The sequence below is a fragment of the Nocardia sp. FBN12 genome (assembly GCF_054031145.1).
Map to the genome: position 1 here is coordinate 4,087,029 of NZ_CM132926.1, position 13,682 is coordinate 4,100,710.

Consider the following 13,682-nt stretch of genomic DNA (forward strand, 5'->3'; position numbering starts at 1 on the left):
TGTCTCCCCCGTCGCTACGTCATCACTGATCCTGTTCCAAAAGGACCCGACTCAGCAACACCTCATCGCGGTTCGTTCACCCATTCGACAAGTGTGTCGATGAGCACCGATTCTTGTGCGACTCGGCCGCAGGCGGCTCGGATAGGGGCTAGCAGCGCCCAGGACTCGGAGCCCAGAAGGTGGCCGCCTTGGACGCCAGACCAGTCCACAGCGTCACGGTCTTGAATGGGACGCCCGGCCATGGCCGACCAGAGGCCGCGCGCTGGCTGCACGGGCACAGTGCTCGACGCTAACGCGGCGGCTTCGGCAATCGCGATCCCCGCTGGATCAAAGTCACCCCAGTACCAGGCGATTCCGCTCACTGGGCCGCGACCGGCGACGTCAACGCCTAACGCGTCGACCTGGGCGGGAAAGGTCCGCCCGCTGCCCCAAGCGATGGCCCCAATGGGGTGGCCCGTGATGTCGCGCAGAAGTTCGTGGAATACCCAGTAGGTGTCGCTGTTCTCGACGATGAGGACATCCGGACCATTGCCGACAATCGCGGCGGGCAGGGGCGGCGGATAGCGAACGCACGCCAATAGGTCAAGGGTGAGCCTGCCTGAATCAAACAGTGTCGTGCGGGCGAGATCGTCGAGTCTTTTCTCCTTGCCGAAGATTTCGGCGGAACGGTAACGCAAGGGAACGAGCGGGACGGTCTGCGTAGCGTGTCGGCCCAACCAGGTGTTGATCGCGACAAGTTCAGCGAAGAGTTCCTGCGACAGGGTTCGCAATGACGCCGCCCAGCCCAATTCGGCGCGCCACGGATAGCTCACCCACGGTTTGGATTTCACGGCGGGACGAGACGCGGGAACGGTGACATAACTGGGCCACAAGCGCTTCGACGACCGCGACGGCAAGCAGATCGTGTTCTCCTCGGCAAGCGCGCGGAGGCACTCATGCAGATCGTCGGTCTGCTGCGGGCTGCCGACGAGCCGAGGAGCGGCGACACACCATAATCGCCACAGGTCTTCATGGGAGATGCGCACCGACCCTTTGGCCACAAGTGCCGCACGCAACGCGGCGATCTCGGATTCGCGCACGCTCATCGTCGGATCTCGTAGCCGATGCCATCCACCCAGTTCTGAGCAGATCCTTTATCACGGCCTCGCACTATCGATTCGACAATATCGACGCCCTCGACGACCGTTGCCCGAAGCCGCAAGAATGACAGATTGCGCCGCAGGTCCCCGTCATTGCGCAACTTGACAATCACCGATCCGGTCCCGGCGAACGCCGCTTCGACCGCCGGATCGTGTAGCCCCGTCGCGCACACGAGCTGAACTCCAGTATGGGCGGCGAGCCGGTGCTGCATCTCGATCAGCGGCTCCGCTGAAGCCGCGCCAAAAGGATTGTCCAGCAGCAGCGTTCCGGCAGGCCGGGCACCTCCCTGCCGGTGCGATGACCGTACGCGCGAGAGCGCGCAGTAGACCAAGACCGCGAGAGTGAGGACTTGGCCACCGGAGAACTCGTGGGGTATCCGATCAGGCGGGCAGTACGCGACATGTCCGTCGATGCGAGGCTTGAGGATCTCGATCGCCCATGCGCCCGCACGAGCGCGGTTCACCACCGTGTCACGGACGGCGTCGGCGAGCCAGCGTGCCCGCACGTCAGCCGATTTGGCCTTTTTCGGGTTTTCGGACAGCTCGGTTGACCAACTGTCGACTCGGTTCGCTAGGCGCGCGGCCGCTTCGACCGCGGGCGCCTCTTCGAATCGGATCTTGATCGCTGGATTGTCCGACAGGTCGCCGAGTCCGGCGGGCAGCCTCGATGACTGCGAGACCTCGCGCAGCATGCGTCGCTGCGTGCGGCACAGCGCGAGCAGGTCGTCGCACAAGATACTTCTGTGTACGTCAAGCTGTTCGAGGTCTGCGCGCGCGGACTCAGTCACCGCCCTGATTCGACGGGTCAGTATGTCCGCTTCAGCGACGAGGTCCGGTTCGTGAAGTGATCTGATCCGAATGACATCGGGGGTGTCCAGGCTGGCAAATCGCGGACCTGCAGCGACCTCGCGCACCTTGGCGACTGCGGCGTGGATCGCCTCGCGCGCGGCCTGAGCGGCGCGGTCCACGCGTTGATGGTTCTTCACATGCCCGCGCAGCTGTTCTCGGGCGCTGTCGGCGGAACCCGGGAAGACCACGACGGTGGGAACGTGCTCTGCCGCCCACATCTCGGTGGTGAGGGTGAAGGCGGCGACATCGTCTTGCACCGCGTCATGCAGTTGGTTGGCCTCTTTGTGTTCTGATTCTGCTGCGTCGCGCCGATCACGCATCTCGCCGTTGTGGGCTTCGAGTCGTTCGAGCAGGTCGGGAATATCGTCAGGGTGCGCGGGTGACCACTCCGTTGGCGCGAGGTCGAAGTAGTTCTGATGGTCCGGTGATGCCGGCTCAGCGGCAGTAAGATCGGTGCGCGCCCTGTTGTGGGCTGCCTGCGCGTCAAGATGGGCGAGGTGGGCGGCGTCGAACTCTGATTGCGATCGGCGCTGCGCGTCAGCCCGGGTGGTATCAGTGCTGGCTTCTATTGTGTCGCACAGACTTTCAGCTCGACTATGGATATCAGGGTCGAGCCGGTTGACCTCAGTCAACGCACGGCTCACCGCCTTGTTCGCATCCTCGAATCGGGTTGCCTCGACCATGCCGTGCTCCGCTTTGGCCAATTCCTCGCGCAGAGTCGTCCATTGTGTGCGCAGGATCGCCGGATTGCCGCCAGGGTCGGTGCCCGAAATGTCGACGCCGAGGTCTGCTCGTTCCCGCCGGTGCGACTCGCAGTCGCTGCGGTAGTTGGCTGCTTGTCGCGTCGCTGCCTTGAAGGCGTCCTCGGCGTCTTCGATACTGGCAATGGCTTGATCGCGGGCGGTCTTCGCCTGGTTGAGCTTTGCATCGATCCCCAATATCGACGTCTCTGCCTGATCGGCTAGCGTCGACTGGTCTGCCAACTCAACGGCGAGTCTCGCGCGTTCCTTTGCGATCGTGGCGAGATCAGTCTGCCTGCGTTCTTCGATTCGGGCGTCTCCCGCGAGGGTGCGCTGGCCCGTTCGCTCTTGTGACAGACCATCGAGCTTGGCTTCGGCCGTCTCCAGCGCCTCAGCGGCACCTCGCGCGGCCGCTTCCAGGTTGCCGAGCGTGGTAGCGCCCCACCGTCGGGCGAAGTCACGACACCGCGCTTCGCTCGCGCGGTACTGCTGGGCGGCTTCGGTCGCCTGTCGCGCCTGTTCGTCGTGGTGTTGGGCCGCTACTTCCAGTTCCTGCCGCAGTTCAGCAGCCCAGACTCGGTCCCAGGTCGCGCGATGGGGAATGACGACGTGACGGAAGGACATCGGCGGCGTCAGCGGTGTCGGTGTCGTCGGCGGGGTGGTCACGGTGACCGGCGTCCTCGTACGCAACTCGCTGTCCTGGAGGACCCGCACGCCGTCGTCGAATCTGTTCCGGTCGGAGACAACGACTCCGCCCGCGAGTTCAGGATTGGCGGCGATGAAGGGTTGGCGCGCGTCCGCGTCGACGATGTTGTTCTCGATCCACTGCAGCCCAGTGACAGAGCCGATCCCAGCGGCGGAAAGCGTATCGAGTACATCAAGCACGTCCTGCGCGGCTGGCGCGGTGCCAGTCAGATCGAGCAGGCCGAGTTGACGATACGCAGCCTTTGCCGCCGAGCCATGTTCGCTCGATCGGGCATCGGCACCACGCGCGGCCTCAGCTGCGAGATCGGCTGTGCGGAGCAGTGTTTCGGTGTCGGTCACCTCGCCGCCAGCCAACTCAAGGACAACGCAATCCCCGGTCACCACGGCGAAATCGGCGACAAAACGCTCGCCATCGGTCGCCGTCGACTGTCGCTGTTCGCGGAGTCCGTTCATGCTTGCGTTCAGCTGCTCAATGGCCCTACCGAGTTCGTCGAATCGTTGTTCGGCGGATTCCCCACGGGTGCGGGCGGTTTCAGCCGACTGTTCTGCGCTCGTTTGGGTTTCTCGCCAGCGTCGTAAGCAATCGTCCAGGCTTTCGAGCTCATGCAGCCAACCTGCGGCCACCGCCTCCTTTCGCGCTAGACGCGCGGCCTCAACTTCCGCGCGCACGCGTGATCGCTCACCGGAGAGATTCGCGATTGTGACGAGGGCGGCTGTCTTCTTCTCGTCCGCCTGCTTCTTGAGCTCGACCGCAGCGTCGGCGCGGTCATCGGCGTTTTCCGCCGCAGCGCCGGATTCCGTGATCAACCCGTCGAGCCTGCCCGCCAACGCGGCGGCGGCGTGGGCGACATCAGTACGCAACGGGCCTAGATCCGCGTCAGCTTTCTCGTAGGCTTGGCGCGCGGTGTCCGCCGCCGCTCGCGCGACGCGTAGCGCGAGGACATCGTTCACCGCCCGCCACGCTCTCGCGGCGAGCTGGGCTTGGTTCGCGCGCTCCGCACTGTCTTTGAGGCGTTGGGTTGCCGACCCGACAGCCGCGCGTGACTGCTCGAGGACCAGCTGCAGCCGGATATCGCTAACTTGACCGTAGTCGCGCCGTGCCGCCGTAAAGGCGAGACCTGTGGCGGTGACTGCGGCGGCGAGATCGGTCAGATTCCGGCGGTCCTGCTCGATGCGGTTGATGAGCGACGAAACATGCTCCCCGCCAAGGGTGACGGCCCGCAGCAGTTCGCCTTCGGCGGTCGCGCGTTCCTCGGCCAACCCCGCTACCCGCTCGACCAACGGAACGACCACATCACCGAAGCTTGCCCGCTCCGCCAACGACGATCGCTGGCCGGCCAAAACAGCGTAAGTGCCCAACTTCTCAGCGAAGATCTCCAGATCACGTTGATCGTTCAAGGCGGTAACGAAGAAACGCACAACGTTGTCCGGCGAATCGAACGAGTGCAACAACTGCTCTGCGCCGGTCTCGGAATCGTTCATGCGCATCTGGTAGCCAAACAGGACTGGGTCGATGCTGGTGTGTTTCTCCAACGCGGAGGTCCAGTCGGTTTGCTTGTCGACGGAAATCCCGTGCGCCGCCGGGGTCGCGTCGATCAGATTGTCGATGGCCGCTCGAAAGTGTCGGTAGGTCACGCGCCGACCATCGGCGATGAACGGCAGATCGTCGATCCCTGGCAAGTCGGCGCCGGTTCGGAACATGTACCAGGCGCGATGCATGTTCGAGGTCGAGCGCATCTTGTGGGCTGGCTGTCGGCGACCGTCTTTCCACTCCATCACCGTCCCGGTGACCGTGCGGTGGCCCGTCGCGGCGTCCTCCCATTCGCAGACGATGTGCGATGTGTCGCCGGTCAACACGTAGTCGCCGAGGATCTTGCCGCCAACCTGCGCCCGTGCGGCGGGCACGATGAGACTGCAGATCAGGGTGATCAGCGTCGATTTCCCACCAGTGTTAGTCAGGGACAACAGCACTCGTGCGGCCGCGCCGGCACTGGTGCTGAAATCCAGATTGAGCGGATCGAACCGGGCGCCATCGGGTCCCACACCGTGCAGGCGGACTCGCCGCAGACGCAGCGGCGGCGTTGGCAGTTCCTGCGGCGGTTGCTGATTCACTTCGAAGAGCGAGTCGGTCACGCTGTGTCCTCCTCGCTGGCGTTGCCGGAACCGCCAGCCAGGCCATTTACCAGCCGGAACAGTTCGGAGTCATCGCACAGCGCGCCGACCGCATAGCGAAATCGAGGTCTAGCCGCCCAGACGCCTCCGTCAGCGTCACCTTTGGCGGTGAGAAACCCTGCCTCGACGAGTATCTTGCAGACTCGAACAACGATCCCCGGGCGATCTCCCGTTGACCTGCGTCGAGCATTCGGACGAGCGGGCGATAGGTCACTCCATCGCCGCCACGCTTCGATCAGGTCGTCATCGATATCGCTATCGTCGGCACTGTTCTCAGCGAGCGACTGGGCTACCCGATCCAAGGTGTCGACCACCGATTGTGTGGTGAAAACAGCGATTCGGTCGGGATCATCAATCATCGCCGGGTCCGGGTATACGGTTCGTGCGACTGCCAGAATCACCGCGCCAAGCAGCGCGCGATGTGCCTGTGGTGCCCGTTTTGACACGTCCGCCACTGTCAAACGTAACGGAGAGTGTGTACGCGCGGTCGCGATGATGCCATCTCGCTCGTCAACGCTGACATCGAGCCCTGCACCCGCGAATACTCCGTCGACGGCGGCGGCGAAGTCAGAATCCTCATAGTATCTCCGCACGAGCCGATGCAACTCCTCATTGCGTGCGGGGGTTTCCTTCGGGCGAGCGGCCCAGGCGAGGAAACGGCCGACATCCTCATACTCGCTCGGGGCTCTCATTCGAGCGCCTCCTGCCCGTAATCGCTCCAGGTCCGAGTCCTCGGGGCGGAAGCGGCGATATCGGCACTCACCTCGGCGGGAATCAACAGCAGGTCATCGGCGCGAGTGACCGCCGAATCCAAGGACTCTCCAGTCGTGACAGCGACCACGACCTGGTCACCTGCCGATCTGCCAGCCAAATGCGGAGCCCATGCGTGATGAGCAGCATGGACCACGGTCGCAGCCAGAACACCAGCATCCAAGAAATGACTATCGCCGCCCGGTTCAGCGGCGACAGTCCGCACAGCATCGTCTACGCGAGCTAGCAGTTGCGACAACCTAGTTGGCTCGGTGAGGCCGTCGAGCAACGATTCCGCGACAGCCTCGTAGGCGTCCCACCACTCGGGCGCCTCGTCCGAATCGACTTCGGGCGGTTCATATTCCACGCCTAGTTCAGGGATTCGAGGCGGCGTGCACAGTTCATCAGTCATGGTCGTCAGCGACGGCCACCATCGAATGGGCAGCCCACCGGCCACTGCCAACAACCGGTCGGCGGCTTGAGCGCCACCTGCGGTCGGGCCGGCAAGCAGTGGCACGAGCAAGTCCGCGCCAAGGTCGATTCGGTGAGTGCGGCGCGGCGGACGCGCGAAACGATCATCGAGTGCCTGCCGCAACGCTGCCCGCGCCCCAATGAGATGGCGATGCAACTCGCTATGCCGAAAGCGGCACTCACGAAGGATCTCAAGCAACCGATTGAGCGCTTCCAGACGCGCCCTATCCGAAATGTCGGTGCGCCGATCAGCGACTGTTTCCAGCAACGCCGTCTCGGCGTCGAGCCTGCCCCGGACGTGATCGAGAGCGGCATCCAGATACGCCGGGACATCACCGAGCCAATCATGGGTGTCTGGATCGATGAGGGTGTCGGCGACAACGCGCCTGATCCGCTCCTGATACTCGATCGACCGATAGCGCGCGACGCGGGCGATCTGCACCGCCGACGCGACCGCGCCGCGCGCGATCAGCGCCGCCATCTGGGCTTCATTGGCGATCTGCGCGGCTTCGATGTCGAGATCGAGGGCCTCGACGAAGATGTTGATGGCCTGTTCGGACGCACGAAGGTGTTCAAGCCCATCGGTGCTGTCCGGGTGCAAGTACAACAGCCGAAACCGCTGCTGTCGCCAAGCAGGCCCCTCCGCCGTGTGAACAAGATGCTGAACGACCTCTACATCGACGGTGACAAGCGAAACAACCACCCGCTCAGCCACCTTCGCCCATTGCGCCGGGTCAGCATCCGGCGATTGCCTGGCCGCCTGTTCGGCGGCGTAGGCCACCGTCTCATCCCAGGTCCGCCCCGACGACAATCCCATCGCCAGCGCTACCTGGTCGATCACAGCGAGCGCGATTCGGAAAAGGTCGTAGTCCGCCCAGAAATCGCCGTCCAGGCTGGATTTGGTTCGCTCGAGATCGGTAAGGATCTGGATGGGGGCAAGCGCGCGTCGCCGTCGCGTGATGGAGTCGTCATCGGTTGGAATCGCGATATTCCAGCTATCGATCTGCTCCGCATCATCGTGTTCGGTCATCAACGCCGCCCCACTCTCCCCACGAGTACGCAGACCGACCCATCGACCTGCCCGTAGCCCCACTGCGGTTCCTAGAGGATAGCGGGCGATCTTGATCTCGGCAGCGGCGTTCATTATGACGATGAACCGATAACCCCGACGAACCGCCAGCTGTTGATAGCGCAATCAGTCCGGCTACCACACACCCGTGGCGGTCTCCGGACGGACATCGCTGACACCGCGCGTCCTAGATCCGCACTTCGCTATGAAGCGACCGTGTCGCCGTAGAAGCTGTCCGGTACTCGCGACTGACCAAGCTCGGACCGAACGGCGTTAAGGAACTGCTCAAACGCACGACGAACAGGACCCGACCACGTCGCCAATCGTCGCCGCTGAACACCTCAGTGGAAACGGGCAGCAGCCCAGCAGCAACCTCGGCAAAAGGCCGCTTCTCGGTGTCCGCGCACCGTCGGCGACCTCTGCCGAACCAGTAGGCGTTCTGGGCTGCGTCCGGATCGGTGGACATACCAGACCCCACATGCGTCGCCAGCAGCACGAACATGCGCTGCCCACCGATCCACGCCAACGCCTCAAGGCAATTGCCAACCCAGTCCTTGTCAAGCTGATGCCGCCGCCAATACGCCGGGCGAGCGAACCGGCGGTAAACTCGACATCGCGTCGCCCGGATCGAACATGAAACACACTATGCCGCTTTCGATATCACGACAGCTTTGCGAAATCCCTACCCGCAGATGAAGCCACAGCGCCCTACCAAACATCAGCCTTCTGCTGCGAGTTGCCCACACGCCGCGGCGATCTCCTGACCCCGGGTATCGCGCACCGTGCACGACACACCCTGAGCGATCACGCGGCGCACGAACTCCTTCTCGACCGGCTTGGGGCTGGCGTCCCATTCACTGCCCGGTGTCGGGTTCAACGGGATCAGGTTCACGTGCACGAGCGGGCCCAGGGCCTTGTGCAGCTTCTTGCCGAGCATGTCCGCACGCCACGGCTGATCGTTGATATCGCGGATCAACGCGTACTCGATCGACACGCGTCGCCCGGACTTGTCCGCGTAATAGCGTGCGGCGTCGAGCACTTCGGCGATGGACCAGCGATTGTTCACCGGCACCAGAGTGTCGCGCAGTTCGTCGTCGGGAGTGTGCAGCGAGACCGCCAGGCGCACCGACATGTCCTCGTCGGCCAGCTTGCGGATCGCGGGCGCCAGACCGACGGTCGACACCGTCACCGAGCGCTGCGAGATACCGAGCCCGTCGGGCGCGGGCGAGGTGATCCGGCGAACCGCGTTCACCACCCGCTTGTAGTTCGCGAGGGGCTCGCCCATCCCCATGAACACGATGTTGGACAGCCGGCCGGGACCGCCGTGCACCTCGCCGTCGCGCAGGTCGGCCGCGGCCGCGCGCACCTGGTCGACGATCTCCGCGGTCGACAGGTTGCGGGTGAGCCCCGCCTGCCCGGTCGCGCAGAACGGACAGGCCATCCCGCACCCGGCCTGGCTGGAAATGCACAGCGTGTTGCGGTCGGGATAGCGCATGAGCACGCTCTCCAGCAGCGTCCCGTCGTGTGCCTTCCACAGCGTTTTGCGGGTATCGCCCTCGTCGCAGGCGATATTGCGCACCACCGACAGCAGCGGCGGGAACAGCGTCTGGCCGACCTTTTCGCGCACGTCGGCGGGCAGATCGGTCATCAGCGCCGGATCGGACTGCAGGCGGCCGTAGTACTGACGGGCCAGCTGGTCGGCCCGGAACTTCGGCAATCCCAGCTCCTGCACCGCGGCCTTGCGTTCGTCCGAGTCGAGATCGGCGAGGTGGCGCGGCGGCATGCCGCGGCGCGGGGCATCGAACACGAGGGGCAGGGAGATGGCCATAGTTTCACCATTGTCCCAAACGCCACGTCGGACCCGCCACGCCGGGCGACGTTATCGAGAAGTTGCGTGCGTGAGCCATAGCAGTCGGCAATGATCGAACTATGAGTACACATGCAGAATCCGGTGCGTCACCGGCCGAGCACGACCCGCCGTCGACCGATCTCACCGGCAAGCACAGCAAGCCCGCCGAACCGGCGAAGCCTGCCACCAAGCCGGTACCGACCCCGCGCGACGCCGTGCACGGATCACGCACCGGCTACACCTGGATAGCGTTGCTGGCCGCGGCCCTGCTCGGCATCGTGCTGCTGATCTTCATCATCCAGAATCTCGACAAGGTCCGCACCGACCTGCTGTTCTGGGATTTCGAACTGCCGCTCGGCATCACCGTGTTGCTGTCGGTGATCGCGGGCGCGCTGGTGATGGGGCTGGTCGGCGGGGTACGCATCCTGCAGCTGCGGCACGCCGCCAAGAAATCTTCCTGATACTCAGAGCAGCGCGCTGAGGACGAGCCAGGAAACGAACGCCGAGGGCAGCATCGAGTCGAGACGGTCCATGATTCCGCCGTGCCCCGGCAGTAGCGTTCCCATGTCCTTGATGCCGAGTTCGCGCTTGATCTGCGACTCGATCAGATCACCGATGGTCGCCACGGCCACCAGGCCGACACCGAGCACCACACCGATCATCGAATTGGCCTCGAGCAGCAGCGTGACGGTCAGCAGACCGCCGATCACGCTGAACACCAGCGACCCGCAGAACCCCTCCCACGACTTCTTCGGGCTGATCGCGGGCACCATCGGATGCCTGCCGAACAGCACACCGGCGACATAGCCGCCGACATCGGAGCACACCACCAGGATCATGAAGGTGAGCACCCGCAGATTTCCATCGGGTTCGAGCAGCAGCAGCGTCGAGAACGCGGCCAGCAACGGGATCCAGGTGAGGGTGAACACCGCGATCGCGGTGTCACGCAGGAAGTTCTTCGGTGCGGTACTGAGGCCGTGATCGAACAGGCGCCACACCATGCACACCAGCGCGGTGGCGGCGAACGCGCCGAGTACCCCACTGGCCCCCCACGGCCAGCCCAGCCAGAACACCGCCTGACCGCCCACCAGCAGCGGAATCCGCGGCACCAGCACGTCGGCTTCGCGCAGCCGCTTGGTGACCTCCCAGGTCGCGACGCCGACGCCGAGCCCCGCGACCGCGATGAACACCTTCGGGACGAACAACAGGATCGCGATCAGCGACAGCCCGAGCGTCAGCCCGACAGCCAGGGCCGCGGGCAGATTGCGCCCTGCCCTGGATGCCGGGGCAGACGGCTGCTCCTCCTGCGGCGTGGCCGCGGGCGCGGTCTCCTCGACCTTGTCCGGCATGGGATCCGGTGCCGCCCCGGTGGCGGCGGCGTCTTCGGCCACGATTGTCCCGTCGCTCAACTCGTCGTTCCGTTCATCCCCCGCACGAGCGGGACTGGCGAGATCTGGCGCTCAGACCTCGAGCAGTTCGGCTTCCTTGTGCTTGACCAGTTCGTCGACCTGGGCCACATACTTGGCGGTGGTCTTGTCGAGCTCCTTCTCGGCGCGCCCGACCTCATCCTCACCCGCTTCGCCATCCTTCTGGATGCGACCCAGTTCGTCCATCGCCTTGCGGCGGACGTTGCGAATCGAGACCTTGGCGTCCTCGCCCTTGCTCTTGGCCATCTTGACCATCTCGCGGCGACGTTCCTCGGTGAGCTGCGGCACCGAGATGCGCAGGATGTCACCGTTGTTGGTCGGGTTCACGCCCAGGTCGGAGTTGCGGATGGCGTTCTCGATCAGGCCGAGCGAGCTCTGCTCGTAGGGCTTGATCACGACCATGCGCGGCTCGGGCACGGTGATGCTCGAAACCTGGGTGATCGGGGTGAGCGAGCCGTAGTACTCGATCAGCACACGGGTGAACATGCCCGGGTTGGCGCGACCGGTACGGATGCTGCCCAGGTCGTCCTTCGCCACCGTGACGGCCTTGTCCATCTTCTCTTCGGCATCGAAGAGCGCTTCATCAATCACGACCGAATCCTCCACAGCGTCGTCATCGTCGTCGTCCGCGGGTGCGGGGTCACGACCGAACCAGGGTGCCGATGGGTTCACCGGCGACCGCGCGGGCAATATTGCCCTCGATCAACAAATTGAACACCAGCATCGGCATCTGGTTGTCCATGCAGAGGCTGAACGCGGTGGCATCGGCCACCTTCAGCCCCTTCTCGATCACTTCCTTGTGCGTGATCTCGGTGAACATGCTCGCGTTCGGGTCGACACGCGGATCGGCGTCGAACACGCCGTCGACCGCCTTGGCCATCAACACCACGTCGGCGCCGATCTCCAGCGCGCGCTGGGCGGCGGTGGTATCGGTGGAGAAATAGGGCATGCCCATGCCCGCGCCGAAGATCACGACGCGGCCCTTCTCCAGGTGCCGCTTGGCGCGCAGCGGCAGGTAGGGCTCGGCGACCTGGCCCATCGTGATGGCGGTCTGCACGCGAGTGTCGATGCCCTGCTGCTGCAGGAAGTCTTGGAGGGCAAGGCTGTTCATCACGGTGCCGAGCATGCCCATGTAGTCGGAGCGGGCCCGCTCCATGCCGCGCTCCTCGAGCTCGGCGCCGCGGAAGAAGTTGCCGCCGCCGATCACCACGGCCACCTGCACACCGGTCGCGACGATCTCGGCGATCTGCTCGGCTACCGTCTGCACGACATCGGGGTCGAGGCCGACACCGCCGCCACCGAACATCTCCCCACCCAGCTTGAGCAGCACCCGGCGGTATCCAGGGCGGTCGTTACCCGGGTCGGTCATGGGTGTCGGTCTCCTTCGGCGAGGTCGAGAGCGGGGCGAGCAGGCGGCATCCATCCTGCCCTATCAGGTTGCGGTCACCCAGAAGTGGGGTCACCTCGATTGACGAGGAAAGCCCCTTCAACGCGGCTCACACCGCGCCGAAGAGGCTTTTCGTGAAGTTCAGGCGGATCAGGCCTGGCCGACCTCGAAACGAGCGAAACGCTTCACGTTCACGCCCGCCTCTTCCAGAAGCGCCTTGACGGTCTTCTTGGAGTCGGTGACGGCGGACTGCTCGAGCAGCACGACGTCCTTGAAGAAGCCGTTGACGCGGCCTTCGGTGATCTTGACCAGCGCGGCCTCGGGCTTGCCCTCTTCGCGGGCGGTCTCCTCGGCGATGCGGCGCTCGGCGTCGACAACGTCGGACGGCACGTCCTCACGGGTCAGGTACTTGGCCTTGAGCGCGGCGACCTGCATGCCGGCGGCACGCGCGGCATCGGCAGCGGCGTCGCCGGTGCCCTCGTACTCGACCAGCACGCCGACGGCGGGCGGCAGATCCGAGGCACGCTTGTGCAGGTAGGTGGCGACCGGGCCGTCGAAGGACACGACGCGACGCAGTTCCAGCTTCTCGCCGATCTTCGCCGACAGCGCCTGCACGGCGTCGTCAACGGTGCCGTCGGACAGCTTGAGCGCCTTGAGGGCGTCCAGGTCGGCCGGCTTGGCCGCGGCGGCCGCGGTGACGATGGCGTCGGCCAGTTCCTGGAACTCGGCGTTCTTGGCGACGAAGTCGGTCTCGCAGTTGATCTCGACCATGACGCCGTCCTTGGCGATGACCAGACCCTCGGCGGTCGCACGCTCGGCGCGCTTGCCGACGTCCTTGGCACCCTTGATGCGCAGCACCTCGACGGCCTTGTCGAAATCGCCGTCGGAGTCGGCCAGCGCGTTCTTGCAGTCCATCATGCCGGAACCGGTGAGCTCCCGGAGCCGCTTCACATCAGCAGCGGTGTAGTTCGCCATCGGGGGCGAGCCTCCTGTATTTTTTGGCGGCTGGCGCCGCGGGTTTCTCGGCCCTGTGGGCCTCGATCTTCCCTCCCGGCGGGCACTCCTTCGTCGCACCCTCTGGTCAGTCCAGATCGAGGCGGCCGAGAAACCAGGGAAAAGACATC

11 protein-coding genes are annotated in these 13,682 nt (G+C 64.8%); 1 reads left to right on the forward strand and 10 read right to left on the reverse strand.

The window, feature by feature from the left end; all coding sequences use genetic code 11:
* Positions 1 to 62 precede the first annotated feature (62 nt).
* The 6 genes from ACWZHB_RS19480 to rlmN form a co-directional block, all read right to left on the reverse strand.
* Positions 63 to 1,085, reverse strand: coding sequence for a hypothetical protein (locus ACWZHB_RS19480; RefSeq protein ID WP_427903291.1), 1,023 nt, complete (start codon positions 1,083 to 1,085; stop codon positions 63 to 65).
* Complete coding sequence (locus ACWZHB_RS19485) at positions 1,082 to 5,566, reverse strand: coiled-coil domain-containing protein (protein WP_427903292.1); 4,485 nt, start codon at positions 5,564 to 5,566, stop codon at positions 1,082 to 1,084. The genes ACWZHB_RS19480 and ACWZHB_RS19485 overlap by 4 nt, the downstream gene beginning before the upstream one ends.
* The gene (locus tag ACWZHB_RS19490; RefSeq protein ID WP_427903293.1) at positions 5,563 to 6,297 is read right to left on the reverse strand and encodes a hypothetical protein; all 735 of its coding nucleotides are present in this window, start codon (positions 6,295 to 6,297) and stop codon (positions 5,563 to 5,565) included. The genes ACWZHB_RS19485 and ACWZHB_RS19490 overlap by 4 nt, the downstream gene beginning before the upstream one ends.
* A complete protein-coding gene (locus tag ACWZHB_RS19495; protein ID WP_427903294.1) occupies positions 6,294 to 7,856 on the reverse strand; it encodes a magnesium transporter CorA family protein in 1,563 nt (520 codons plus the stop codon). Before ACWZHB_RS19495 ends, ACWZHB_RS19490 begins: the two co-directional genes overlap by 4 nt.
* Before the next feature lie 226 nt (positions 7,857 to 8,082).
* A complete protein-coding gene (locus tag ACWZHB_RS19500; protein ID WP_427903295.1) occupies positions 8,083 to 8,397 on the reverse strand; it encodes a hypothetical protein in 315 nt (104 codons plus the stop codon).
* A gap of 216 nt (positions 8,398 to 8,613) precedes the next feature.
* Complete coding sequence (gene rlmN / locus ACWZHB_RS19505) at positions 8,614 to 9,723, reverse strand: 23S rRNA (adenine(2503)-C(2))-methyltransferase RlmN (protein ID WP_427903296.1); 1,110 nt, start codon at positions 9,721 to 9,723, stop codon at positions 8,614 to 8,616.
* 101 nt (positions 9,724 to 9,824) lie between these two features.
* Here rlmN and ACWZHB_RS19510 point away from each other — a divergent pair, with 101 nt between their 5' ends.
* The gene (locus ACWZHB_RS19510; RefSeq protein ID WP_427903297.1) at positions 9,825 to 10,205 is read left to right on the forward strand and encodes a LapA family protein; all 381 of its coding nucleotides are present in this window, start codon (positions 9,825 to 9,827) and stop codon (positions 10,203 to 10,205) included.
* A 3-nt stretch (positions 10,206 to 10,208) separates the two neighbouring features.
* Here the strand turns inward: ACWZHB_RS19510 and ACWZHB_RS19515 are convergent, their stop codons facing one another.
* The 4 genes from ACWZHB_RS19515 to tsf all read right to left on the reverse strand — a co-directional run bounded on the left by ACWZHB_RS19515 (position 10,209) and on the right by tsf (position 13,533).
* Positions 10,209 to 11,093 (reverse strand): phosphatidate cytidylyltransferase, encoded by an 885-nt coding sequence (locus ACWZHB_RS19515; RefSeq protein WP_427909228.1) that lies wholly within the window; start codon positions 11,091 to 11,093, stop codon positions 10,209 to 10,211.
* A gap of 111 nt (positions 11,094 to 11,204) precedes the next feature.
* The gene (gene frr / locus ACWZHB_RS19520) at positions 11,205 to 11,762 is read right to left on the reverse strand and encodes a ribosome recycling factor (RefSeq protein ID WP_101468579.1); all 558 of its coding nucleotides are present in this window, start codon (positions 11,760 to 11,762) and stop codon (positions 11,205 to 11,207) included.
* 49 nt (positions 11,763 to 11,811) lie between these two features.
* Positions 11,812 to 12,540, reverse strand: a complete 729-nt coding sequence (gene pyrH, locus ACWZHB_RS19525; protein WP_427903298.1) for a UMP kinase — start codon at positions 12,538 to 12,540, stop codon at positions 11,812 to 11,814.
* A gap of 168 nt (positions 12,541 to 12,708) precedes the next feature.
* Complete coding sequence (gene tsf, locus ACWZHB_RS19530; RefSeq protein ID WP_427903299.1) at positions 12,709 to 13,533, reverse strand: translation elongation factor Ts; 825 nt, start codon at positions 13,531 to 13,533, stop codon at positions 12,709 to 12,711.
* Positions 13,534 to 13,682 lie beyond the last annotated feature (149 nt).